The sequence below is a fragment of the Microbacterium proteolyticum genome, from assembly GCF_030818075.1.
Taxonomy (GTDB): Bacteria; Actinomycetota; Actinomycetes; order Actinomycetales; family Microbacteriaceae; genus Microbacterium; species Microbacterium proteolyticum_A.
In genome coordinates, this window is the sequence record NZ_JAUSZZ010000001.1 from 3,207,503 (window position 1) to 3,230,658 (window position 23,156).

At 70.4% G+C, this 23,156-nt stretch carries 23 protein-coding genes; 5 read left to right on the forward strand and 18 right to left on the reverse strand.

The window, feature by feature from the left end:
• Positions 1–156: 156 nt before the first annotated feature.
• From pheT to infC, 10 genes are all read right to left on the reverse strand, one after another.
• Complete coding sequence (gene pheT / locus QE392_RS14945; RefSeq protein WP_307453124.1) at positions 157–2,664, reverse strand: phenylalanine--tRNA ligase subunit beta; 2,508 nt, start codon at positions 2,662–2,664, stop codon at positions 157–159.
• A complete protein-coding gene (pheS, locus tag QE392_RS14950; protein ID WP_307453126.1) occupies positions 2,664–3,704 on the reverse strand; it encodes a phenylalanine--tRNA ligase subunit alpha in 1,041 nt (346 codons plus the stop codon). Before pheS ends, pheT begins: the two co-directional genes overlap by 1 nt.
• Positions 3,705–3,752: 48 nt before the next feature.
• Positions 3,753–4,667, reverse strand: coding sequence for an amino acid ABC transporter permease (locus QE392_RS14955; protein WP_307453128.1), 915 nt, complete (start codon positions 4,665–4,667; stop codon positions 3,753–3,755).
• Positions 4,664–5,320, reverse strand: a complete 657-nt coding sequence (locus QE392_RS14960) for an amino acid ABC transporter permease (protein WP_307453130.1) — start codon at positions 5,318–5,320, stop codon at positions 4,664–4,666. Before QE392_RS14960 ends, QE392_RS14955 begins: the two co-directional genes overlap by 4 nt.
• Positions 5,321–5,389: 69 nt before the next feature.
• Positions 5,390–6,289, reverse strand: coding sequence for a glutamate ABC transporter substrate-binding protein (locus tag QE392_RS14965; RefSeq protein ID WP_307453132.1), 900 nt, complete (start codon positions 6,287–6,289; stop codon positions 5,390–5,392).
• Positions 6,290–6,420: 131 nt separating this feature from the next.
• Positions 6,421–7,179, reverse strand: coding sequence for an amino acid ABC transporter ATP-binding protein (locus QE392_RS14970; protein ID WP_373426484.1), 759 nt, complete (start codon positions 7,177–7,179; stop codon positions 6,421–6,423).
• A gap of 75 nt (positions 7,180–7,254) precedes the next feature.
• The gene (locus QE392_RS14975; RefSeq protein WP_307453134.1) at positions 7,255–8,052 is read right to left on the reverse strand and encodes a TrmH family RNA methyltransferase; all 798 of its coding nucleotides are present in this window, start codon (positions 8,050–8,052) and stop codon (positions 7,255–7,257) included.
• Positions 8,053–8,313: 261 nt separating this feature from the next.
• Positions 8,314–8,697, reverse strand: a complete 384-nt coding sequence (rplT, locus tag QE392_RS14980; RefSeq protein ID WP_058232312.1) for a 50S ribosomal protein L20 — start codon at positions 8,695–8,697, stop codon at positions 8,314–8,316.
• 29 nt (positions 8,698–8,726) lie between these two features.
• Complete coding sequence (gene rpmI, locus QE392_RS14985; RefSeq protein ID WP_013583375.1) at positions 8,727–8,921, reverse strand: 50S ribosomal protein L35; 195 nt, start codon at positions 8,919–8,921, stop codon at positions 8,727–8,729.
• A 48-nt stretch (positions 8,922–8,969) separates the two neighbouring features.
• A complete protein-coding gene (gene infC / locus QE392_RS14990) occupies positions 8,970–9,596 on the reverse strand; it encodes a translation initiation factor IF-3 (RefSeq protein WP_373426506.1) in 627 nt (208 codons plus the stop codon).
• Positions 9,597–9,840: 244 nt separating this feature from the next.
• On the opposite strand from infC, the gene QE392_RS14995 reads away from it, so the two are divergent.
• Positions 9,841–10,266 carry a DUF1844 domain-containing protein gene (locus QE392_RS14995; RefSeq protein WP_307454164.1) on the forward strand — a complete coding sequence of 142 codons (426 nt, stop codon included), beginning with the start codon at positions 9,841–9,843 and terminating at the stop codon, positions 10,264–10,266.
• A gap of 194 nt (positions 10,267–10,460) precedes the next feature.
• On the opposite strand, the gene QE392_RS15000 is transcribed toward QE392_RS14995, so the two are convergent.
• The 7 genes from QE392_RS15000 to QE392_RS15030 all read right to left on the reverse strand — a co-directional run bounded on the left by QE392_RS15000 (position 10,461) and on the right by QE392_RS15030 (position 16,567).
• The gene (locus tag QE392_RS15000) at positions 10,461–11,735 is read right to left on the reverse strand and encodes a glycosyltransferase (protein WP_307453136.1); all 1,275 of its coding nucleotides are present in this window, start codon (positions 11,733–11,735) and stop codon (positions 10,461–10,463) included.
• A gap of 73 nt (positions 11,736–11,808) precedes the next feature.
• Positions 11,809–12,657, reverse strand: coding sequence for an SseB family protein (locus tag QE392_RS15005; RefSeq protein WP_307453138.1), 849 nt, complete (start codon positions 12,655–12,657; stop codon positions 11,809–11,811).
• Complete coding sequence (gene priA / locus QE392_RS15010) at positions 12,641–13,387, reverse strand: bifunctional 1-(5-phosphoribosyl)-5-((5-phosphoribosylamino)methylideneamino)imidazole-4-carboxamide isomerase/phosphoribosylanthranilate isomerase PriA (protein ID WP_058232307.1); 747 nt, start codon at positions 13,385–13,387, stop codon at positions 12,641–12,643. The genes QE392_RS15005 and priA overlap by 17 nt, the downstream gene beginning before the upstream one ends.
• Positions 13,388–13,433: 46 nt before the next feature.
• Complete coding sequence (gene hisH, locus QE392_RS15015) at positions 13,434–14,084, reverse strand: imidazole glycerol phosphate synthase subunit HisH (protein WP_307453141.1); 651 nt, start codon at positions 14,082–14,084, stop codon at positions 13,434–13,436.
• A complete protein-coding gene (hisB, locus tag QE392_RS15020) occupies positions 14,081–14,695 on the reverse strand; it encodes an imidazoleglycerol-phosphate dehydratase HisB (protein ID WP_307453143.1) in 615 nt (204 codons plus the stop codon). The genes hisH and hisB overlap by 4 nt, the downstream gene beginning before the upstream one ends.
• Positions 14,692–15,786 carry a histidinol-phosphate transaminase gene (locus tag QE392_RS15025; RefSeq protein ID WP_307453145.1) on the reverse strand — a complete coding sequence of 365 codons (1,095 nt, stop codon included), beginning with the start codon at positions 15,784–15,786 and terminating at the stop codon, positions 14,692–14,694. The genes hisB and QE392_RS15025 overlap by 4 nt, the downstream gene beginning before the upstream one ends.
• Positions 15,787–16,216: 430 nt before the next feature.
• Complete coding sequence (locus tag QE392_RS15030) at positions 16,217–16,567, reverse strand: LysM peptidoglycan-binding domain-containing protein (RefSeq protein ID WP_307453147.1); 351 nt, start codon at positions 16,565–16,567, stop codon at positions 16,217–16,219.
• Between the two features lie 258 nt (positions 16,568–16,825).
• Here QE392_RS15030 and lexA point away from each other — a divergent pair, with 258 nt between their 5' ends.
• The 3 genes from lexA to QE392_RS15045 all read left to right on the forward strand — a co-directional run bounded on the left by lexA (position 16,826) and on the right by QE392_RS15045 (position 20,682).
• Positions 16,826–17,512, forward strand: a complete 687-nt coding sequence (gene lexA / locus QE392_RS15035; protein ID WP_307453150.1) for a transcriptional repressor LexA — start codon at positions 16,826–16,828, stop codon at positions 17,510–17,512.
• Positions 17,513–18,059: 547 nt separating this feature from the next.
• Positions 18,060–18,740, forward strand: a complete 681-nt coding sequence (locus QE392_RS15040) for a hypothetical protein (protein WP_307453153.1) — start codon at positions 18,060–18,062, stop codon at positions 18,738–18,740.
• Between the two features lie 49 nt (positions 18,741–18,789).
• Entirely contained in the window at positions 18,790–20,682 is a 1,893-nt protein-coding gene (locus tag QE392_RS15045; RefSeq protein WP_307453155.1) for a S9 family peptidase, read from the forward strand.
• A gap of 183 nt (positions 20,683–20,865) precedes the next feature.
• Here the strand turns inward: QE392_RS15045 and hflX are convergent, their stop codons facing one another.
• On the reverse strand, positions 20,866–22,383 hold the full coding sequence (hflX, locus tag QE392_RS15050) for a GTPase HflX (RefSeq protein WP_307453157.1): 1,518 nt from the start codon (positions 22,381–22,383) through the stop codon (positions 20,866–20,868).
• A gap of 87 nt (positions 22,384–22,470) precedes the next feature.
• On the opposite strand from hflX, the gene QE392_RS15055 reads away from it, so the two are divergent.
• A complete protein-coding gene (locus QE392_RS15055) occupies positions 22,471–23,115 on the forward strand; it encodes a class I SAM-dependent methyltransferase (protein WP_307453159.1) in 645 nt (214 codons plus the stop codon).
• The last annotated feature ends 41 nt before the right edge of the window (positions 23,116–23,156 follow it).

Consider the following 23,156-nt stretch of genomic DNA (forward strand, 5'->3'; position numbering starts at 1 on the left):
GGCCGCGCGGGCGCACGGGCAAATCGACCCGGATGGTCGACACGTCGTGCGAGGACGCACGACAGGAGGGGTGGGAGACGCCGAAGCGTGTCCACAACACCCTCCCGAGACGCCGAAGCGCCGCGCGGCGAACCGTGCGGCGCTCCAGACGGGCGGTCAGTCGCGGATCGCGGCGCCGAAGCGCTCGGCGGCGACGGCGACGCCGGCGAGCTTGGCCTCGGTGGCCTCGGCCGCGGTGAGCGTGCGGTCGTCGGCCCGGAAGCGCAGCGCGAAGGTCAGGCTCTTCGTGCCGTCCGCCAGCCCCGGCCCGCGGTAATCGTCGACCAGGCGCGCGCCCTCGATCAGCGGGGCACCGCCTTCGAGGAGCGCCGCGCGTACCGCGCCGGCTGCGACCTCGAGCGGCACCGTGAGCGAGACGTCCTGCGTCGCGGCCGGGAAGCCGGAGAGGGATGCCGCGACCACGCGCGCCTGCGCGAGCTCGAGCATCGCGTCGAGGTCCAGCTCGGCGACGAGCACGCGACCCGGCAGGTCGGCGTCGGCCGAGACGGTGGGCAGCAGCTCGCCGACGTATCCGATGTCCTGGCCGGCCGCGAGCACCCGGGCGGTGCGGCCCGGGTGGAGGGCGGCGCGCTGCGCCTGCACGAGTTCGATGTCGAGGCCGGCCGCCGCGGCCAGCACGCGGACGGCGTCGACCGCGTCCGCGAGGTCGGCGGCGACGGCCGCCTGCCCGGGCTGCTTGGGCACCGTGTGGCCGGCGAGCAGCACGGCGACGTGGCGACGCTGCGGCGGGATCGAGGCATCCAGAGCGGCCAGGGTCGCGGCATCCGGACGCACCGCCAGCGGCGGCACCGACGCGGTCCCGTACTGCACGCCCGGCTTGGGGAGGAAGACCGTGCCGACCTCGAACAGGGCGAGATCGACGATGCCGCGCGAGACGTTGCGATGCGCCACCTGCAGCAGCGCCGGCACGAGCGAACGCCGCAGGAACGGTGCCAGCCCGTCGAGCGGGTTCGCGAGCTTCACGCTCGGCAGCCGGTCGCCGGACGGCGAACCGTGCAGCGCGTTCTGCTCCTCGGTCGTGAAGGGGAACGACGGCGTCTCGACGAACCCGGCCGAGGCCAGCGCGTTCGACACGCGACGGCGGCCCTGCTGCGCGGCGGTCAGGCCGCGGCCGGAGGGCGGGGTGGGCAGAACGGAGGGGATGCGGTCGTAGCCGCCGATGCGGGCGACTTCCTCAGCGAGCGTCCACTTGTCGGTGAGGTCGGGGCGCCACGTCGGCGGGATGACCAGGCGTGCATCCCCCTGGCTCTCGATGCGGCATCCGATCGTCTCGAGCGACGCGACGATCTCGTCGTCGGAATAGTCGACGCCGATCAGGCCGGGGACGAACCCGTCCGGCAGCACGATCCCGTCCACGCCGTAGCCCGTGAGGAGGGCACCTCCGATCTGCGTGTCGAGCGTGCCGCCCGCGTATTCGACCATCAGATCGGCGACGCGACGGGCCGCGGCGAAGGGGATCGCCGGGTCGACCCCGCGCTCGAAGCGCCGCGAGGCCTCGGACGGCAGCTTTTGCCGACGGGCGGTGCGCGCGATCGAGACGGTGTCGAAGATCGCCGCCTCGATCAGCACGTTGCGTGTCGCGTCCGTCATCTCGGTCGTCCCGCCGCCCATGACGCCCGCGAGGCCGATCGGGCCGGACTCGTCCGTGATCAGGAGGTCTTCGGGGTCGAGGGCGCGGACCTTGCCGTCGAGCGTTTCGAGCTTCTCGCCCGCCCGCGCGCGCCGGACCGTGATGCCGCCCTGCAGGCGGTCCAGGTCGTAGCCGTGGATCGGCTCCCCCAACTCGAGCATGACGTAGTTGGTGATGTCGATCAGCACGCCGAGCGAGCGGATGCCGGCCAGCGCGAGTCGGGAGATCATCCACGCCGGAGTGGGCTTGGTCGGATCGACCCCGCGAACGATGCGCGCGACGAACTCCGACGCCCCCACCCGTCCGCGGATGGGCGCCTCGTCGTCGACGGCGACGGGGAATCCCGCCCCGGGATCGAGCTCGCCCCACGGGCGTTCCGCGGGATCGCGGAACGCCGCACCGGTGGCGTGGGAGTACTCCCGCGCCACGCCGCGCAGCGACAGCGCGTATCCGCGGTCGGGGGTGACGTTGATCTCGACGGCGACGTCGTCGAGACCGAGCAGCGCGATGGCATCCGTTCCGACGGGCGCGTCCAGACCGAGCTCCACCAGGCGCAGGATGCCGCCGTGCTCGTCGCCGAGCCCGAGCTCCTTCGCCGAGGCGATCATGCCGTCGGAGACGTGACCGTAGGTCTTGCGGGCGGCGATCGGGAAGGGACCCGGCAGCACGGAGCCGGGCAGGGTCACCACGACCTTGTCGCCCGCGAAGAAGTTGCCGGCACCGCAGACGATGCCGCGCACGCCCCCGTGCTCGTCGCCGACGTCGACCTGACACCAGCGGATGGTCTTGCCGTTCGACTGCGGCTCGGGCGTGAATTCCTTCACTTCGCCGACGACGATCGGGCCGGACAGCTCGAAGCGGTGCACGTCTTCTTCTTCGAATCCGACGGACACCAGCGACGCGAGCACGTCTTCGGGCGTGGCCTCGGCGGGCACGTCGACGTACTCACGCAGCCAGGAGAGCGGGACGCGCATCAGACCACCATTCCGAACTGCTCGCTGAAGCGCACATCGCCCTCGGCCATGTCGCGCATGTCTTGCACGTCGCTGCGGAACATGAGCGTGCGCTCGATGCCCATGCCGAACGCGAAGCCCGAGTACTCCTCGGGGTCGATGCCGGCCGCCCGCAGGACGTTGGGGTTGACCATGCCGCAGCCGCCCCACTCGATCCAGCGGGCCCCGCCCTTGAAGGTGGGATGCCACAGGTCGAGCTCGGCGCTCGGCTCGGTGAACGGGAAGTAGTTCGCCCGGAAGCGCGTCTTGGCCTCGGGACCGAAGAGCACGCGCGCGGCGTGGTCGAGCGTGCCCTTGAGGTGGGCCATCGTGATGCCCTTGTCGACGACGAGACCCTCGAACTGCGTGAACACGGGCAGGTGCGTCGCGTCGAACTCGTCGGTGCGGTACACCCGTCCCGGGCAGAGGACGGAGATGGGCAGGTCGCGCTCGAGCATCGAGCGCACCTGCACCGGGCTGGTGTGGGTACGCAGCACCAGGTGACGGGCGACCGGGTCGACGAAGAAGGTGTCCTGCATCTGCCGCGCCGGGTGGTCGACGTCGAAGTTCAACGCGTCGAAATTGAACCACTCGTGCTCGAGTTCTGGACCCTCGGCGATCTCCCACCCCATGCCGACGAAGATGTCGGACACCTGCTCCTGCAGGAGCGAGATGGGATGCCGTGCCCCCACCCGCGCGCGCTGCGGCAGGGCCGTGACGTCGATGCGCTCGGCCTCGAGCCTCGCGGCGATCTCGGCCTCGGCCAGCTCCGCCTCACGGGCGGCGAGGGCCTGGTTCACCCGGCCGCGGGCCTGTCCGACGAGCTTGCCGAACGCGGCCTTCTGGTCGGGGGCGACGTGGCGCATCTGCGCGTTGAGGCGCGCGAGGTCGGACTGCTCACCCGTGTGAGCGGAGCGGGTGGCTTTCAGGTCGGCCGTGGTCGCGGCCGCGGCGATGGCCGCGAGCGCGGCATCGACGGCGGAGGCGACGGCCTCGGGGGTGATCTCGGGTGCGTCGGACACGAGATGAGAGTCTACCGACGGGCGGGGACACTCCCCCGCCCGCCGACGTCACAGGCTGGTGGAGTCGTGCTTGCCGAGACCGCGCTGGGCGACGATGAGCTCGGTGTCCGTCGCGCCCTGCTGCGGGGCCTGCACCGCGGACGCGACCTGGGCGACGCGCGGCGAGCGGCGCAGACGCTTCTCGACGAGGTTGGCGACGAACGACAGGAGCAGGCACAACGCGATGTAGATCACGGCGACGATGATGGTCGCCGGCACGATCGGCGAGCCGACGGTCGGCTGCGCACCGATGTACTTCGCGTAGAACAGCAGCTCGGGGTAGGTGATGACGAATCCGAGCGCCGTGTCCTTGAGTGTCACGACGAGCTGCGCGATGATCACGGGCATCATGGCCCGCACCGCCTGTGGAAGCAGGACGAGGCGCATCACCCCCGCCTTGCGCAGACCGATGGCGTACCCGGCCTCCGCCTGACCGCGCGGGAGCGACTCGACGCCGGCGCGGATCACCTCCGCCAGGACCGACCCGTTGTAGCAGACGAGCGCGATGACCACCGCCCAGTACGGCTCCATGCGGATGCCGATGACGGGGAAGCCGTAGTACAGCAGGAACATGAACACGAGCACCGGGATCGCGCGGAAGACCTCGATGACGGCCGTGAACGGCCAGCGCACCCATGCGTGGTCGGACAGGCGACCGATGGCCAGCACGAAACCGAGCGCGAGAGCGCCGACGGCGGCGGCGGCGAACGCCGCGAGAGTGGCTCCGGTCGCCTTGAGGACATCGATCCACACATTCGTGTAGGTGAATGCCGACCACTTCTGGGCGGTGAACTGGCCCGTGTCGGCGAGCCGCCACACGAAGAATCCGACGATGGCCAGCACGACGAGGATTGTCAGCACTCCCAGCACGCGATTGCGCGCGACCGCCTTGGGGCCGGGGACGTCGTACAGGACGCTGCTCATCGGGCGACCCTCCATCGGTTCTCGAGCGTTCGCTGCACCCAGGAGAGCAGCAGGACCAGCGCGACGAAAGCCACCATGATCCACAGGATGACGACGAACGCGTTCTCGCCGCGCTCACTGAGGTAGTTGCGCACCGAGCCCAGGTTCACGATGGAGAAACCGGCGGCGACGGTGGTGTTCTTCAGCAGGGCGATGAAGACGCTCACCATCGGCGGGATCACCGAGCGGAACGCCTGCGGGAGGACGACGAGCGACATGACCTGCCCGAATGTCAGACCGAGCGCGCGTGCCGCTTCGGCCTGGCCGACCGGCACCGTGTTGACGCCCGACCGGATGGCCTCGGCGACGTAGGTCGCCGTGTAGATCCCGAGGGCGCAGATGCCGAGCGTCAGCGACACGTCGCCGGTGAGACGCAGCCCGAGGAGGGGCGGCAGCGCGAACACGAAGGCGAAGAACACGAGCGTGAGCGGGGTGTTGCGGATCATGCTCACGTAGAACGTGCCGACGCCGCGGGCGATCGGAACGGGCGACACGCGCATCGCTCCCACGATGATGCCGAGGATCAGCGCGAGCGCGCCGCCGGCGAAGAAGAGCACGAGCGTGCCGACGAGCGCTTCGCTCCAGATGTCGAGGTTGTCGGTGATGACACCCATGCGTGGTCCCTGTCTTGGTCGGGGTGGCGGGGGCGATGCGTCCGTGCAGACGCACCGCCCCCGCGCGGATCACTCGTCGGCGGTGGGCTGGTCGCCCTCGATACCGGCCGGAGCGAGGTTCTTCTCGAACAGCGCCGTCCAGACCTCGCCACCGTCGTTGAAGAGGGTGTTGATGTGGTCCTTCAGCACGGTGTCGCCCTTGGGCAGGCCGACGCCGTAACGCTCCTCGGAGAAGGTGTCGCCCGCGATCTTGAAGGCGTCGGGCTCCTGCGCGACGTACCCGGCGAGGATCGCCTGGTCGGTGGTCACCGCGTCGACCGAGCCGGCACGCAGCTGCTCGAGGCACTGCGTGTAGGTGTCGTACTCGACGGTGTCGCCGGGCGAGTACTCGTCGCGGATGCGCTGCAGCGGCGTCGAGCCGGTCACCGAGCAGACGATCTTGCCCGCGAGGTCGTCGGGACCCGTGATGTCGTCGTTGTCGGCGGCCACGAGCAGACCCTGGCCCGTGATCAGGTAGGGGCCGGCGAAATCGATCTGCTGCTTGCGCTTGTCGGTGATCGAGTACGTGCCGACGTAGTAGTCGATGTTGCCGTTGACGAGCTCCTGCTCGCGGTTGGCCGAGGGGATCGTCTTGTACTCGATCTTGTCGGCGTCGAAGCCGAGCGAAGCCGCGATCCACTGCGCGATCTCGACGTCGAAGCCGCCGCGCTCTCCGCTGATCGGGTCCTTGAAGCCGAGGCCGGGCTGGTCTTCCTTCACGCCGACGACGACCTTGTCGGCCGCGGCCATGCGCTCGTACGTGGGGCTGCCGTCGAGCGAGACGTCGGAGGCGACCTCCCACAGCTGGGCGCTGGACTCGCCGCCCTCGGCGTCGGGCGCCGCGCCGGGGGTGCCGCTGTTGCAGGCCGTCAGGGCCAGCAGGCCGGCGGCGAGGATGCTCGCGCCGGCGAGAAAACGTGTCTTACGCATGTGATGTCTCCTTGGTTACGTGTGCTGTGCGGATAAGGGTCGTCGGTGACGGCGCGCGAGGTCTCCGGGGGGAACGGTGACGTTGCTGTGCGGCCGGTGAACCTCCTCGTTCGTCGCCGTCAGGGTGTGTCTCAGTGCGTGATGAGCTTGGAGAGGAAGTCCTTGGCCCGATCGGACTTCGGGGCCGTGAAGAACTGCTCGGGCGCCGCCTGCTCCACGATCTGCCCGTCGGCCATGAAGACCACGCGGTTCGCCGCCTTGCGGGCGAAGCCCATCTCGTGGGTGACGACGATCATCGTCATGCCGTCGGCGGCGAGGCCCACCATCACGTCGAGGACCTCGTTGATCATCTCGGGGTCGAGCGCGGAGGTGGGCTCGTCGAAGAGCATGACCTTCGGCTTCATCGCGAGGGCTCGGGCAATGGCGACGCGCTGCTGCTGGCCGCCCGAGAGCTGCGCCGGCAGCTTGTCGGCCTGGTGCCCCACGCCCACGCGGTCCAGGAGCGCGCGCGCCTCCTTCTCGGCATCCGCCTTCTTCATCTTGCGGACCTTGATGGGCCCGAGCGTGACGTTCTCGAGGATCGTCAGGTGGGCGAAGAGGTTGAACGACTGGAAGACCATTCCCACGTCGGCACGCAACTCGGCCAGACCCTTCCCCTCTTTGGGAAGCTCCTTGCCGTCGATGGTGATCGAGCCGCTGGTGATGGTCTCGAGGCGGTTGATCGTGCGGCACAGCGTCGACTTGCCCGACCCCGACGGCCCGATCACCACGACGACCTCACCGCGGTCCACGGAGAGGTCGATGTCTTTCAGTGCCTGGAACTGTCCGTAGTGCTTCTGGACGTCGGAGACGACGACCAGAGGCTCGGAGCTCGGGGGAACGGATGCCATCCCTCAACACTATGAGGATGATGTGCGCCCGACCACCTCCCTGCGCGGGCCTTAACCGTTCTGTAACAGCGTTCCTCAGCGCGCGCGCTGGGCGAACGCCGTCTCGTAGAGGCAGACGCTGGCCGCCGTGGCGAGGTTCAGCGACTCGGCGCGCCCGTAGATGGGGAGGCGCAGCGCCAGGTCGGCCCGTGCGAGCGCCTCGTCCTCGAGACCGCGGGCCTCGTTGCCGAACAGCCACGCGGTGGGCTCGGCGAGAAGATCCCGGGATGCCAGGAAGTCATCGCCCTGCACGTCTGCGGCGACGACGCGCAGACCCGCTTCGTGGACGCGCTCCGCCACGTCGGCGAGTTCGAGATCGACGGCGACGGGCACGTGGAACAGCGACCCCGTGGTCGAGCGCACGACCTTCGGGTTGTAGGGGTCGACGGTGCGTCCGGTGAGGATGACGGCATCCGCGCCCGCGGCGTCGGCGGCACGGATGATCGTGCCGAGGTTGCCCGGGTCGCGCACTTCCTCGCAGATCGCGACGAGACGGGGCCCCGCCGCGAGGATGTCCTTCAACGCCGTGGGCGACTGCCGGGCGACCGCGACGATCCCCTGTGGTGTGACCGTGTCGGCCATGGCATCCAGGACCGCTTCGGTCGTGTACTGCAGGTCGACACCCGCCCGCTCGGCGGCCTCGCGGACGTCGGAGTGCTTCTCGAGCGCGGTCGGGGTGGCATACACCTCGAGCACCGTCTCGGGCGCCCACGCGAGAGCCTCGCGCGCGGCTTGGGGCCCCTCGAGCAGGAAGAGGCCGGTCTCGACACGGGCGGCACGTTTGCTCAGCTTGGCCACGGCGCGAACTCGCGGCGAACGGGGGTTCTCCAGCACGCCCCTCAGTGTATGACCGCGCTGGCATGCGCACCGCGTGGCACGCACGCACCGCGGGAGACTCCGGCCGTGACGGCGACGCCACGCACCCGCATCGGCGCCGAGCTCGCGCGGATGCCGGGGCGAGGGCGATGCCGAGCCGGCACGGTCGGGACGGGGACGAAGCCGACCCCACGGCGAGGCGGCGGCTTCTCGCGTCGTGCGGGGAACGACAGAACGGGCGCCCTCCGAAGAGGACGCCCGTTCGGGAGAAGACGCGACTTACGCGGACTTCGGAGCGTTGACGTCGCTGGGCAGCGCCGCCTTCGCGGTCTGCACGAGCGAGGCGAACACGGCGGGCTCGTTCACGGCGAGCTCGGCGAGCATGCGACGGTCGACCTGCACACCCGCGAGGCCGAGGCCCTGGATGAAGCGGTTGTAGGTGAGGCCGTTCTGGCGGGACGCAGCGTTGATGCGCTGGATCCACAGACGACGGAAGTCGCCCTTGCGCTTGCGACGGTCGCGGTACGCGTAGACGAGGGAGTGGGTGACCTGCTCCTTGGCCTTGCGGTACAGGCGCGAACGCTGACCGCGGTAACCGGAGGCGCGCTCGAGGATGACGCGACGCTTCTTGTGGGCGTTTACTGCCCGCTTGACTCTAGCCATTTCTGTTTCTTCCTAACGTGCGTCGGCGCTCAGAGACCGAGGAGCTTCTTGGCGACCTTCGAGTCGCCCTTGGCCAGGACCTGCTCCTGGTTCAGGCGGCGGGTGCGCTTCGAGGCCTTGCCTTCGAGGTTGTGGCGCATGCCGGCCTGCTGCTTCATGAGCTTGCCGCTACCGGTGAGCTTGAAGCGCTTCTTGGCGCCCGAGTGGGTCTTCTGCTTCGGCATCTGTCTTCCTTCGTTGGTGTTCCCGCCGGAGCGGGAGTCTGGGGAGCTTTACTCGGCGGGGGCCGAGGTGGGCGTTTCTTCCGGGCCCGAGTCGCCACGAGCGGCGCTGCGCGCTGCCTCGCGGTTGGCCGCGCGCTGCGCGTTCTGCTCGGTCTTGACCTCGGACTTGTTCTTGTGAGGCGCGACGACCATCACCATGTTGCGGCCGTCGATCGTGGGGTTCGACTCGACGGTGCCGAACTCGGCCACGTCTTCGGCGAACTTGCGGAGCAGGCGCACACCCTGCTCCGGACGCGACTGCTCGCGACCGCGGAACAGGATCATGGCCTTCACCTTGTCGCCCGCCTGGAGGAAGCCCTCGGCGCGCTTGAGCTTGGTGATGTAGTCGTGGGCCTCGATCTTCAGACGGAACCGGACCTCTTTGAGGACGGTGTTCGCCTGGTTACGACGCGTTTCCTTGGCCTTCTGAGCGGCCTCGTACTTGAACTTGCCGTAATCCATGATCTTGACCACGGGCGGCTTCGAGCTCGGCGCAACCTCGACCAGGTCGAGGTCCGCTTCCTGGGCCAGGCGCAGCGCAGCTTCGATGCGGACGATGCCGACCTGCTCGCCGTTGGGTCCGACGAGACGGACCTCCGGGACTCGGATGCGCTCGTTGGTGCGGGGATCGCTGATGCGGAACTCCTCTTGTGTGCGGATGACGGCCGCCGCGATTCGATCGAATCGCGGGCGAAGAGGAGATACACGCCACCCGGCACGGTGCTGTCAGCACCGGCTTCTGCACCCTGGCAACCCCGTGCAAACGGAGCGGAGTGCGGGAACCCGGTAGCCTGGAGCGGCAAGCGCGGGTGGGATGTGATCCTCTTTCGTACGGAGCGGAAAGCTCCGAAGCCCGCCACAGTCTAGCAGAGAGATGCACGTGGACACGATCCCCTCCGACCAGCCCGCCGACGACCACTCCGCTCACCGCCACGGAGGCGAAGACGAACGGCTCGCGCGCTGGGAAGAGCAGGAGCGCGCGGCCTCCGCCGCCACCCGCGACATCGCCGACGTGCCGGCGGTCGAGGTCATCACCACCGCGGCCGTGCACCTCATGAGCGCCGCCGCCGTCAAGACCGGTCTCGCCGACGACCCCGCCCACCAGCTCGACCTCGACGAAGCACGCAAGCTCATCAACGCCCTCGCCGGACTCATCACCGCCGGCGCCCCCGAGATCAGCGACATGCACGCCCGGTCGCTCCGCGACGGATTGCGATCGCTGCAGCTCGCGTTCCGCGAAGCCTCGACGATCCAGGACCCGATCGGCAAGGGTCCGGGCGAGAAGTGGACGGGGCCCGTCACGTAAGTCGCCCGCCCGGGGGTACCGGCTACGGGGTCCCCCTTGTCTGGGATCGAGAGCAGGGCCCCTCCCCCGATCGACCCCCGACAAGGGGCACCCCTGCGCCGCGGGCCGACTCCTCCGTGACACCCCGGGCTCAGGCGCGTGAGGTGCCAGGAATGGTCGCTCGGGGACCGCCCGAGGCGACAGTCTCTGGCGACTCACGCCCCGCGGGTCGTCAGCAGGTGGTGGGTGATCTCGGCGAGGGCGTCGTGTTCGGCGGCGTCGGCGGCGAGCCGCCGGGCGGCCGAGCGGTACGAGGGGTCGGAGAGCACGGCATCCACGGCTCGCGAGATGGCCGCGGGATCCGGCGTGCCGGTGCGCAGGTCGACGCCCGCACCCGACCAGGCCACGCGCGCGGCCACCTCGGGCTTGTCCTCGGTGTCCCCGGCCACGACCACCGGCACACCGGCCGCGAGAGCCGCCTGCACGCCCCCGTACCCGCCGTTCGTGACGAACACATCGGTGCGGGGAAGCAGGGCGTCGTACGGCAGGTAGTCCGCCGCCCGGGCATTATCGGGAAGCGGTCCGAGCTCCCTCACCGCCCGTCCGCCGGCGCTGACCACGACAGTGACGTCACGGTCGGCGAGCGCCGCGAGCGCAGGGCGCACGAGTCGGCCGTAGTCGTGGTTGTCGATGGTGCCCTGAGTCACGTGGACGACCGGTCGCGCCGCGTCGAGATCCCCCCACCACGCCGGGAGCGGCGCGGCGGAAGACGTCTGCGGCAGCACGCCGACGAAGTACGTGTCGGGTGAGAGGTCGGGGCGCGGGTACTCGAGTCCTACCGGACCCGTCTGCAGGAAGCGATCTAATCGCCGCGAGAGGTCCATGACGAACCCGCGGGGCCCGACGCCGCAGCGCGCGAGCGCGTGGACGGCCGCCTTCTGGGTCGGACGGAAGACGACGCGGCGCGCGACGAGATTCAGTGCGGCGTACCGCGCCCGATCCAGCACCCCGCGGGTCGGGGGCAGCGCCAGGCCGTAGGGCCCCAGCACGCGCGACGACTGCGACAGCGGCGTGACGCCGAGCGCGAGGATCGGCGGGCGGGCGGCATCCCGATCCAGGAGAGGAAGGACGCCGCCGAACGCGCTGTCGACGAGCACCGCGTCGGGGCGGACCTGTGCGATCGCCTCCGCCACCGCGGCGTACTGGTCGGGGATGGTCTCGATGAAGATCGTGCGGATGTCGTATTGCGCCCGCCGCACACCCGAATAGTTCACCCGCTCCGGGAGATACAGGTCGGGACGCCTGTCGTCGTAGTCCGCCACTCCCCCGAGCGCGCGGAAGTGCGCACCGACGGATGCCACCTGCTCACGGAACCGCGTACCGGTGAGCACCGTGACGCGGTGCCCCTCGCGAACGAGGTGTGCGGCGACCTGCACGATCGGGCCGACATGCCCGTGGATCGGGTTGGAGGCCAGGAGGAAGGTCACCACGGGAGATCCCTTCGTGAGGCGGGCGCCTCCCACCGTAGCGGGACGCGAGCCCCCGCTCACCGGTCGCCGCGGCTCAGGCGGTGGCGCCGCGATGCAGCTTCACGGTGAGCGAGTCCACGAGGACGGCGATGCGGTCGTCGGCCGCCCAGCGCCGGGCGATGCGCGCGAGCACGGCATCCAACTCCTCCTGCTCGAGACCCGCCATCAGCTGCAGGTGCACGATGAGCTCAGGGCCGCGCAGACGCCCCGTCGGGTCGCCCGGTTCGACCGCGAGGTCGAGGACGGCGAGCTCGCCGGCGATGCTCTCGTGCAGGCCCGTGAAGATCGTCGGTGACGTGTGCGCCGGCTCCCAGGGCTCGCCCTGCGCGATCGCCCACACCGCGGGGCGACGGATCACGAACTCGGTCTCGGACGCGGGGTCGATGACGATGAGCTCGGTGTCCTCGGATGCCGCGGCGAGGGCCGTTCGCCGCCCGTCGGCCGGAACGGGGCGCGCGGCGGCGTCCCAGGTCTGCAGCGCCGTGACCGACGTGAAGACCGGCAGGACCTTCCGCCCGTCGGGTGCGGCGACCGTGACGATCGACAGCTCCTGCGTCTTGTCGACCTCGAGTCCGTGTGCCCCGATGCCGTGATCGCCCTTCTCGGCGACGAGCGGGATCAACAGGCGCGCGTCGCGATAGGCATCGACGACGGCGCGTGCGTCGCCCTCTCCGGCACGGAAGGCGAGGAGAGCGGCGAGCAGGGCCGGATCGGCGGACCCGTCGTCACCCGAGTGAGGGTTCGATGCGAAGCTCCGCCCCTCCCACGGGACGCCGGCGGAATCGGCGCCGATGCCGTGGGACCCGTGTCCGGCGAGCCCCTGCCCGCCCTCGGACCCCGGATCGCCGGCGTCGGGGGAAGAGCCGTCAGTGTCCGGCGACATCCAGTGCCTCAGCGAGCGTGAACTGGCCCGCGTACAGCGCCTTTCCGACGATGGCGCCCTCGACGCCGAGGGGCACGAGATCGCGCAGCGCCGCGATGTCGTCGAGGCTGGACACGCCACCCGAGGCCACGATGGGCTTGGGGGTGCGCTGGGTCATCTCGCGCAGCAACTCGATGTTGGGACCGCGCAGCGTGCCGTCCTTCGTCACGTCGGTGACGACGTAGCGGCTGCATCCGGCGTCCTCGAGACGCTCGAGCACAGTCCAGAGGTCGCCGCCGTCGCGCGTCCAGCCGCGGGCCGCGAGGGTCGTGCCGCGCACGTCGAGGCCGACGGCGATGGCCTCGCCGTAGCGGTTGATGACGTCGGCCGCCCACTCGGGGTTCTCCAGCGCCGCGGTGCCGAGGTTGATGCGGCTCGCGCCGCTCTCCAGGGCCGCCTCGAGCGTGCGGTCGTCGCGGATGCCGCCGGACAGCTCGACCTGCACACCCTTGACCTGCTTGATGACCTTGCGCATCACGTTCGCGTTGCTGCCGCGCCCGAAGGCGGCGTCGAGGTCCACGAGGTGGATCCACTGCGCACCCTGGCGGGCGAAGTCGGCCGCGGCGTCGACAGGATCGCCGTAGCTGGTCTCGGTACCGGCCTCACCCTGGGTCAGGCGGACGGCCTTGCCGTCGGCCACATCGACCGCGGGAAGCAGCACAAGTTCGGGCGTGGACGCGAAATCGTTCATGGCTCCTCGCACCCTTCGGCGCATCTCGCCGAGCCGGGGCACGAGGTCACACAGTAGTCGCGCGCAGCCCGTCGATCCAATTGGACAGCAGACGGATGCCGGCTTCGCCCGACTTCTCGGGGTGGAACTGCGTCGCCGCGAGCGGCCCGTTCTCGACCGCCGCGATGAAGGGCGCACCGTAGGTGCACCACGTCACGGACGGCTGAGGGAACGGGGGCGTGACGTCCAGGGACCATTCCTGGGCACCGTAGGAGTGCACGAAGTAGAAGCGTTCGTTCTCGATGCCCTCGAACAGGCGAGAGCCCTCGCCGACGGTAACGGTGTTCCATCCCATGTGCGGCAGGACCGGGGCCTGGAGCTCAGCCACTGTTCCCGGCCACTCGCCCAGGCCCTCCGTGTCGGCGCCGCGTTCGATGCCGCGCTCGAACATGACCTGCATGCCGACGCAGATCCCGAGAACCGGTCGGCCGCCGGCGAGCCGGCGGTCGATGATCTCTCCACCGCGGCTGTCGTTGAGGGAGTCCATGACGGCGCGGAAAGCGCCGACGCCCGGGACCAGCAGCCCGTCCGCGTCGAGCAGCAGCGCGCGGTCCGAGGTGAGGCGCGCGTCGGCACCGGCCTCGATGAGCGCCTTCACCGCGGAGTGGACGTTGCCCGACCCGTAGTCGAGGACGGCGACGGTCGGCTTGCCGGTCACAGTGCGCCCTTCGTGCTCGGGATGCCGTCGACGAGCGGGTCGAGGGCCTTGGCCTGGCGGAACGCGCGGGCCAGCGCCTTGTACTCCGCCTCGGCGATGTGGTGCGGATCACGCCCGCCCAGGACGCGCACGTGCACGGTGAGGGCGGCGTGGATCGAGATGGCCTCGAACGAGTGGCGCACGAGCGAGCCGGTGAAGTGCCCCCCGATGAGGTGCTGCTCGAAGCCTGCGGGCTCACCGGTGTGCACGAGGTACGGCCGGCCGCTGATGTCGACCACGGCCTGCGCCAGCGCCTCGTCGAGCGGGACGAGCGCGTCGCCGTATCGAGCGATGCCCGATTTGTCGCCCAGCGCCTGACGGATGGCCTGCCCCAGCACGATCGAGGTGTCCTCGACGGTGTGGTGGGCGTCGATGTGGGTGTCACCGGTCGCGCGCACCCGCAGATCGGTCAGCGAGTGCTTCGCGAAGGCGGTGAGCATGTGATCGAAGAACGGGACGGTGGTCTGGATGTCGCTCGCCCCGCGGCCGTCGAGGTCGAGCTCGAGCTCGACACGGGATTCGCTCGTCTCGCGGAGGATCGAGGCGGTGCGGAGCGAGGAGGGGCCGGTCATGACCGCGATCCTACCGAGGCGAGGGCGTCGAGGAATGCGGTGGTCTCGTCCTCGGTGCCGGCGGAAACGCGCAGGTGGTGGGCGATACCGACGTCGCGGATGAGCACGCCGCGGTCGTACAGCGCCCTCCAGGTGGCCGCGGGGTCGTCGACCCCTCCGAACAGCACGAAGTTGGTCCAGGACTCGTGCGCGGTGTACCCGAGCGCCGACACGGTGGCCGAGATGCGATCGCGCTGAGCGACGATCTCGTCGACCATCGCGAGCATGGTGTCGGCGTGGCCGAGGGCGGCGGTCGCTGCGGCCTGGGTGAGGGCACTCAGGTGGTAGGGCAGACGCACCAGCCGCAGGGCGTCGACGAACGCGGGGTCGGCCGCGAGATAGCCCACGCGCGCTCCGGCGAACGCGAAGGCCTTGCTCATCGTGCGGGAGACCACCAGGCGCGGGCGTCCGGCCAGCAGCGTCACCGCGGACGGCTCATCGCGCGGCGCGAACTCCTCGTACGCCTCGTCCACGATCACGACTCCATCGGTCGCGTCGTAGACGGCTTCGACCACGTCGAGGCGGAGCGGGGTGCCCGTGGGGTTGTTGGGCGCGCACAGGAAGACGATGTCGGGGCGCTGCTCGCGCACCTGCAAGGCCGCGAATTCGGGGCTCAACGCGAAGTCGTGCTCGCGCTCACCGGCGACCCACCGGGCGCCCGTGGCCCGGGTGAGGATCGGGTACATCGAGTAGGTGGGGGCGAACCCCATGGCCGTGCGGCCAGGGCCGCCGAAAGCCTGCAGGATGTGCTGCAAGACCTCGTTCGAGCCGTTGGCCGCCCAGATCTGCTCGGCGCCCAGGCCGTGGCCGAGATACTGCGCGAATGCCTCGCGGAGCGTGGTGAACTCGCGATCGGGGTAGCGATTGACGTCGCGGAGCGCCCGGGCGACGGCATCCAGGATGTCGTCCGCGACCTCCGACGGAACGGGATGCGTGTTCTCGTTCACGTTGAGCGCCACGGGCAGCGGGGCCTGAGGTGCTCCATACGGGGTCATGCCCCGTAGATCGTCGCGAAGAGGCAGGTCGTCGAGGCGTACGGTCACCTCACCCATCGTAGGCGGCGGCTGCGGTGGTCATTCGCGGATCACGGATGGGAAGATCGCGACGCGTGAGGAACGGGGCGGATGCCGCGGGATACATGAGCGCCGCGAGGAGCCCGCAGTGCGCGCGGGGGCCGCTGCGAAGCCCGTCGGATGTCTCAACGCCGCCGTGAGCCGGCACGTCGTCACGCACGGGGCCGCGTCGAGCCCATCGGATGCCTCGGCGCCGCGGTGGGCCAGCAGGACGTCACGCGCGGGGTGCGCTGCCAAGCCCGTCGGACGCCTCAGCGCCGCGGTGGGCCGGCAGGACGTCTGAACGGCGCGGAAGCCGCGCGGTTGGCGCGCCGCTCGCGATCACGCGGCGGGCGCGCCGCTTGCGATGACGCGGCGGGCGTGCCGCTAGCGATGATGCGGCGGGCTTGAGGTGCGTGGGCGGCGGCTATCAGCCGGCCGGCGTGTACTCGGCGGGGATGGCGATGCGCTGCCCCGCGGCGACCGATCCGCCCGGCAGGGCGTTGAGGCGCGAGATCTCCGCGACGACGTCGCGGGGGTCGGCGCCGGGTGCCAACTCCTCCGCGATCGACCAGAGCGTTTCGCCACTCATGACCGTGATCTCGGCGAAGGAGCCGACCGGGGCGCCTGCGTCGTTCGAGGCGAGCGCAGAGCCGCCGCCCACGATCGCGAGACCGAGTGCCACGACGACCGGCAGCGACGCCATGAAAGCGACGACGCGGCGTCCGCGCGGCGTGATGCGCAGGCGCGTGGTGGGAGTGGAGATGGCGATGCTGCTCATGGTGTGCTCCTCGAGTGGGGAGAGATTCGCACTCCTCGCTCGGCCGGGAGGTCGGAGTGCGAATCTGTCTTCCGAATGTATCTTCGATTGACTGGGGGTGTCAAGACCGCCGCTCTCGGAGACGAATCGAACGCGACACGCGCGAACTTCCCGGCGATTCGCCTCGTCGACCGGATACGGTTTCGACACGGAGACCTCATCACCAACCTCCGACATTCGAATTTCCGCCGCCTTTCCGCGGCGCGAGGGGAGCATCAGATGACCGACGCGACGACCGCCGGCCGCGACCGACCTCAGACGCGTCGGCGCAAGAGCCTGAGCGACAAGCAGCTCGCGATCCTCGAGGTCATCCAGCGCTCCATCGCCCGCCACGGCTACCCGCCGAGCATGCGGGAGATCGGCGATGCCGTCGGCTTGAAGTCGCTGTCGAGCGTCACCCACCAGCTCAACCAGCTCGAGCTGAGCGGGTATCTGCGCCGCGACCCGGGGAAGACCCGTGCGATGGAGGTGCTGATCGACCTTCCCGGCGCCGCCGCCGAGAACCCCGCCGACACGGCCCCCGCTCTCGGGGACGCCGCCCTGGTGCCGCTCGTGGGCCGTATCGCCGCGGGTGTGCCCATCACCGCCGACCAGCAGGTGGAGGAGATCTTCCCCCTCCCCCGCCAGCTGGTCGGGAAGGGCGAGCTGTTCATGCTGAAGGTGTCCGGCGACTCGATGATCGACGCGGCCATCTGCGACGGCGACTGGGTGGTCGTGCGATCGCAGGCGAACGCGGAGAACGGCGAGATCGTCGCCGCGATGCTCGACGGCGAAGCGACGGTGAAGACGTTCCGCCGCCGCGACGGTCACACCTGGCTGCTCCCGCGCAACACGGCCTTCGAGCCCATCCTCGGCGACGAAGCAGTGGTGCTCGGCCGGGTGGTCGCGGTTCTGCGCGCGGTCTGAGCGCACTTATCCACAGGCCGCGCCGGAGGAACGGTTCGCGCACCTACGATGACAGCTCACGCAGAGAAAGCGAGAGTCGTGTCCCTTCCCACCCCGCCCGATGGCCCCTCCTCGACCGGCTCCGGCATCGAACCGGCCGGACCCGCCGACGTCCCTGCCGGCGCGGCGACCGGGCCCGTACCCGCGTCCGAATCGGTGGGTGCCGTCGGTTCTCCCGTGCTCCCAGGAACCGAGTCCGCATCCGCGACCGGGTCGGCCGCCCCCGTCGGCGTTCCCGTCCCCGCGGCAGAGCCGCAAGACGGCGGACTCCCCGAGACCGGCGCAGCACCGATGGCCGCTGCCCGACCACGGCGCACCACCGTCATCCTCGGCGCGGCGCTCGCGCTCACTGTGATCGCCGCGGGACTCGCCGCCTTCTGGCTCTCGGCGCAGCTCTCCGACTCGCGTGATCGCATCACCGAGCAGGAGCAGCAGATCCAGGATCAGCAGCGCGAGATCGAGGAACAGCGGGAGATGATCGAACAGAAAACAACAGTTCGGGGCCGCTATGGCCGATCTCTACGCCACGGTCGACCCCCTTGTCGGCCTCCCGTACGCCACCGTCGTCCCGTGGACCCAGATCGAAGCCTTCGCCGACCGCGCCTGGGGGCACCGGCGGAACCCCGCCGCACTGGAGCGCGACACCGGCGACGTGGAGGCGTTCACCGCCGGCCTGGCCGATCGGGTCGCGGTCGCTCGGACCCAGGCCGCCTCGAACGCCTCCGGCAGCCCGTGGGAGGCCGCACTCGACGATCTCGGGCGAGGATGGGTCACGACGACGTTCGACGAGACCAACCGCCCCTGCAACATGGACGTGATGGCGTGCGTCTCGGGGGCGGCCCCCTTCATCGTCCATGTCAGCGCGGATACGCGCGACGACCCCCAGCTGACGGACTGGATCCGCACCGGCGTCGCCTATCACGAGTACGCCCACGTCCTGCAGTTCACCAACCCCGAACCCACGGCGTCCGCCGTCACCGCCTTCGGCGGAGACGTCGAGACCATGGCCGACTGCTACGCCTTGACGGTTCTGGACGGATGGTCGCTGGAGCACGAGGTGCCCATCGACGAATACTCCTACTGGGAGGTCAGCGTGGGCTACGGCTACACGTGCAACGACGAGCAGAAGCAGGTCATCCGCGACTGGGTGGACGGTCTCGGCGTGCAGCTGCGTCCGGTCGGCGCCTGAATCCCCGACCTCCTCGTCGCTGTCGGGGGCTGTCCGTAGGGTGGACCGCATGGCAGACACCCTTCCGTACGGTTCCTGGCCGTCCCCCATCACGCCCGAGTCGGTGGCGAAGTCCTCTCCTCGAGTGGACGGCGCGCTGCTCGTCGGCGACGAGGTCTGGTGGGGCGAGTCCGTCCCCGCCGAAGCAGGTCGCGTCGCGGTCAAGCGCCGACGGGTCGACGGGGTCGTCGAGACCGTGCTCCCTGCCCCCGCGAACGCCCGCTCCGCCGTGCACGAATACGGCGGCGGCTCATGGACGGTATCGGACGACGGAGAGCTGTATTACGTCGAGAAGACCGACCAGCGGGTCTACGCGCTGCGCCCGGGAGAGGCGGCCCGCGCGCTGACGCCCGCCGACGAGGCTGTCCGACACGGTGGCCTGCGCTTCGAGCACGGCGTGCTGCTGGCCATCCGCGAGATGCACGGCGCCGAGCGCCTCCCGGCGCGGGCGATCGTCCGAATCGCGACGGACGGCTCGCAAGCGGTCGACGTCCTCGCCGACGGCAGCGACTTCGTCGCTCAGCCCGCGCTGTCTCCCGACGGGCGCCGACTGGCGTGGATCGCGTGGAACCACCCGGACATGCCCTGGGATGCCACCATCTTGCGCGTCGCCGATCTCTCGACCGGTCTGGTCACCGACATCGCGAGCGGTGAGCGCCGTGCTCCCCTTCAGCCGATCTGGCTCGCCGACGACGAACTGCTCTACGCCGACGATCCCGAGGGTCGATGGAACCTGTTCCGCCGGCCCCTCGGCGGTGAGGCACAGCCGGTCGCCCCGGCGGACGCCGACACCGGCGGCGGACTCTGGGTGCTCGGTACGCGCTGGTTCGCGGCCGCCACCGACGGTCGCATCGTGGCCGTCCGCACGAACGGGGGCGACGAGATCGTCGAGATCTCCCCGTCGGGTGTACGTCTCCTCGACGTTCCCGTGGTGGCCGGGGCCGCGGTGGACGACGCTCGAGGTTCGCGCCTGCTCGTCTCGGGCGCCGATGCCGGCGGACGCTCGGGGCTCTGGCTGGTCGATCTCGACACGGGCGCTGTCGATCTCGTCACCGGCGGCACGGGCTCGTGGGGTGATGAGTGGATGCCGTCGGCCCGCGCCATCGAGACCGACGGGCCGCACGGACCGGTGCACGCCTTTGCGTATTCCCCCACCCATCCCGGCGTCACCGGCCCCGCGGATGAGCGCCCGCCGTACATCGTGCTGGTCCACGGCGGCCCCACATCGCACGTCGGCCCGGCGCCCTCCGCCAAGACCGCGTTCTTCACCAGCCGCGGCATCGGCGTGCTCGACGTCAACTACGGCGGCTCCACGGGCTACGGGCGCTCGTACCGTGACCGGCTGAAGGGCCAGTGGGGCGTCGTCGATGTCGACGACGTCGCCGCCGCGGCATCCGCTCTCGCGGAAGCGGGCGTCGCCGATCCCGGCCGCCTCGCCATCGCGGGCGGCTCGGCCGGCGGGTGGACGGTGCTGGCCGCCGTGACCAACACCGATGTGTTCTCCGCGGGCATCTCCCGCTATGGGGTCGGCGACGCCCGCGCCCTGGCCGAAGACACGCACGACTTCGAAGCGCGATACCTCGATGGTCTGATCGGGCCGCTGCCCGAGGCCGAGTCGGTGTACGTCGAGCGGTCGCCGCTCAGCCGTCCAGAGCGATTCCGGGTGCCGCTGCTCATCCTGCAAGGCAGTGAGGACCGTGTGGTGCCACCGTCGCAGGCCGAGGCGATCCGCGATGCCCTGGGCGCGCACGGAGTGCCCCACGCCTACGTGCTGTACGAGGGCGAGGGACACGGCTTCCGCCGCGGCGAGACGGTGGTGGACTCCCTGCAGCGCGAACTCGGGTTCCTGGGCGCGGTGTTCGGTTTCGAGACACCGGGCATCCCCGCCCTCGAGCTCGACTGAGCGACGGGCGGCGCGACGACCGCCTGCCCGCATAGGCCCACAGCGCCGCCCGCGGCTTGCACCGGAACGTTCGGCATGCTGCCGACGGCCGGAGCGACACCCGAATGTTCGCCGCTGCGAAAGAACCCGGACATGGCGCGGGTCCCCGCGCCGCAGCGCGGGGACCCGCGATCGGTCCGCCGGTCAGGCGGCGAACGGCTCCAACTCGGCCGCGAGACGCGCGCCGACGTGGGCGTGCAGGAACGTGCCGGTCTCCCGGTGCTCCTGCGCCAGGATCAAGCCGCTCTCGTGCACCGCGGACACGAGGTCGCCCCGGTCGTAGGGCACGACGGCCTGGACCTCGACCGCCGGCAGGGGCAGCGCGTCCTCGATGGCCGCGCGCAGCTCCTCGATGCCCTCGCCCGTGCGCGACGACACGAAGATCGCCTTCGGCGCGAGCCCGCGCAGCACGAGACGATCGTCGTCGCCGACCAGATCGGCCTTGTTGAAGACGACGATCTCCTGGCCGAAGTTCGCGTCGACATCGCCCATCACGTCGCGCACCGTCATCAGCTGCGCGGCCGGATCGGGGTGCGATGCATCCACGACGTGCAGGATGACGTCGGCGTCGCCGACCTCCTCCAGGGTCGAACGGAACGCCTCGACGAGCTGGTGCGGGAGGTTCCGCACGAAGCCCACCGTGTCGGTCAGCGTGTACACCCGGCCGTCGCTCGTCTCGGAGCGGCGGACCGTGGCATCCAGGGTCGCGAACAAGGCGTTCTCGACGAGCACGCCCGCGCTCGTCAGGCGGTTCAGCAGGCTCGACTTGCCGGCGTTGGTGTAGCCCGCGATCGCGACGGAGGGGATCGTGTGGCGCTTGCGCTCGGCGCGCTTGGCCTCCCGGGCCGGGGCGAAGTCGCGAAGCTGCTTGCGCAGCTGGGCCATGCGGGTGCGGATCCGACGGCGATCGAGTTCGATCTTCGTCTCACCGGGTCCACGCGAGCCCATACCGGCACCGCCCGCGCCGACCTGACCACCGGCCTGTCGCGACATCGAATCACCCCACCCGCGCAGACGCGGGAGGAGGTACTCGAGCTGGGCGAGCTCGACCTGCGCCTTGCCCTCGCGGCTCTTGGCGTGCTGGCTGAAGATGTCGAGGATCACCGTCGTGCGGTCGATCACCTTCACCTTCACGACGTCTTCGAGCGCGCGGCGCTGGCTGGGGGCCAGCTCGGTGTCGGCGATGACGGTGTCGGCGCCGACGGCGGCGACGATGTCGCGCAGCTCGGCGGCCTTGCCGCGGCCGACGTAGGTCGCGGGGTCGGGGTGCGGACGACGCTGCAGCACGCCGTCGAGGACGACGGCGCCGGCCGTCTCGGCCAGGGCCGACAGCTCGCGCAACGAGTTCTCGGCATCCGTCTGCTCACCCTGCGGGTGCACGCCGACGAGGACGACGTTCTCGAGGCGGAGCTGGCGATACTCGACCTCGGTGACGTCTTCGAGCTCGGTCGACAAGCCGACCACGCGGCGGAGCGCTGCGCGCTCCTCACGGTCCCACTGGTCGCCGTCGGCGTCACCGCCGTACGCGGTGGTGGCATCCTGGAGCGCTTGCGCGGCACCGAAGACCCGGACCCCGCGGTGCGCTTCGGCGCGCGAGAGCACGCGGTCCACCGGGTCCACCGGCGACGCGTCGATGCTCGGGGGTGTGGTCTGTTCGGTCATGTGTTCCTTTCGTCTGCGGGACGTCCCGCATGTTCTGGCACTTTATCCGCCCCGGCGTCGGGAGGGTCGGTCGGATACCCTGGTGTGATGGGGAGCGAGCACTATTTCAGCGCGTCGCCGTCGAGTCCCGAGCACCTGCGTCGCATCCGCGTGACGCTCGCCGGTCGTGAACTCGAGGTCGTCACGGCGCGCGGCGTCTTCAGCCCCGATCACGTGGATGCCGGAACCTCCGTGCTGCTCGCCAACACGCCTCCCCCTCCCGCCGGCGGGCACTTCCTCGACCTGGGGTGCGGGTGGGGTCCGATCTCGCTGTCACTGGCGCTCGCCTCGCCGCACGCGACCGTGTGGGCGGTCGACGTCAACGAGCGTGCTCTCGATCTCGTGAGGCGCAACGCACAGGAACTCGGCCTCACCAATATCAACGCGGTCCGGCCGGAGGATGTTCCCGACGACGTCTCATTCCGCACCATCCGTTCCAATCCCCCGATCCGCGTGGGGAAGAACGAACTGCACGGGATGCTGGAGCACTGGATCCCCCGGCTGTCGGAGCGGTCCGACGGGTGGTTCGTGGTGCAGCGCAACCTGGGTTCCGACTCCCTGCAACGCTGGCTCGCGGCGACGTTCGACGACGGATACAGCGTCCAGCGCGCCGCGACCGGCCGGGGCTTCCGCGTGCTGCGGGTGCGTCGCCACGGCTCGCCGCCGAGCGAGCCGATCGACGTCATCCCCTGACGCGCCCGCGGGGCGGGTTCCGTCGGGATGCCGACGTCTCG

Bases quoted from the DNA above. Each gene is read 5' to 3' on its own strand.
- pheT (WP_307453124.1), bottom strand. From the start codon at position 2,664: ATGCGCGTCCCGCTCTCCTGGCTGCGTGAGTACGTCGACGTGCCCGCC.
- QE392_RS14955 (WP_307453128.1), bottom strand. From the start codon at position 4,667: ATGAGCAGCGTCCTGTACGACGTCCCCGGCCCCAAGGCGGTCGCGCGC.
- QE392_RS14960 (WP_307453130.1), bottom strand. From the start codon at position 5,320: ATGGGTGTCATCACCGACAACCTCGACATCTGGAGCGAAGCGCTCGTC.
- QE392_RS14965 (WP_307453132.1), bottom strand. From the start codon at position 6,289: ATGCGTAAGACACGTTTTCTCGCCGGCGCGAGCATCCTCGCCGCCGGC.
- QE392_RS14970 (WP_373426484.1), bottom strand. From the start codon at position 7,179: ATGGCATCCGTTCCCCCGAGCTCCGAGCCTCTGGTCGTCGTCTCCGAC.
- rplT (WP_058232312.1), bottom strand. From the start codon at position 8,697: ATGGCTAGAGTCAAGCGGGCAGTAAACGCCCACAAGAAGCGTCGCGTC.
- rpmI (WP_013583375.1), bottom strand. From the start codon at position 8,921: ATGCCGAAGCAGAAGACCCACTCGGGCGCCAAGAAGCGCTTCAAGCTC.
- QE392_RS15005 (WP_307453138.1), bottom strand. From the start codon at position 12,657: ATGTCGCCGGACACTGACGGCTCTTCCCCCGACGCCGGCGATCCGGGG.
- priA (WP_058232307.1), bottom strand. From the start codon at position 13,387: ATGAACGATTTCGCGTCCACGCCCGAACTTGTGCTGCTTCCCGCGGTC.
- hisB (WP_307453143.1), bottom strand. From the start codon at position 14,695: ATGACCGGCCCCTCCTCGCTCCGCACCGCCTCGATCCTCCGCGAGACG.
- QE392_RS15025 (WP_307453145.1), bottom strand. From the start codon at position 15,786: ATGGGTGAGGTGACCGTACGCCTCGACGACCTGCCTCTTCGCGACGAT.
- QE392_RS15030 (WP_307453147.1), bottom strand. From the start codon at position 16,567: ATGAGCAGCATCGCCATCTCCACTCCCACCACGCGCCTGCGCATCACG.
- lexA (WP_307453150.1), top strand. From the start codon at position 16,826: ATGACCGACGCGACGACCGCCGGCCGCGACCGACCTCAGACGCGTCGG.
- QE392_RS15040 (WP_307453153.1), top strand. From the start codon at position 18,060: ATGGCCGATCTCTACGCCACGGTCGACCCCCTTGTCGGCCTCCCGTAC.
- QE392_RS15045 (WP_307453155.1), top strand. From the start codon at position 18,790: ATGGCAGACACCCTTCCGTACGGTTCCTGGCCGTCCCCCATCACGCCC.
- hflX (WP_307453157.1), bottom strand. From the start codon at position 22,383: ATGACCGAACAGACCACACCCCCGAGCATCGACGCGTCGCCGGTGGAC.
- QE392_RS15055 (WP_307453159.1), top strand. From the start codon at position 22,471: ATGGGGAGCGAGCACTATTTCAGCGCGTCGCCGTCGAGTCCCGAGCAC.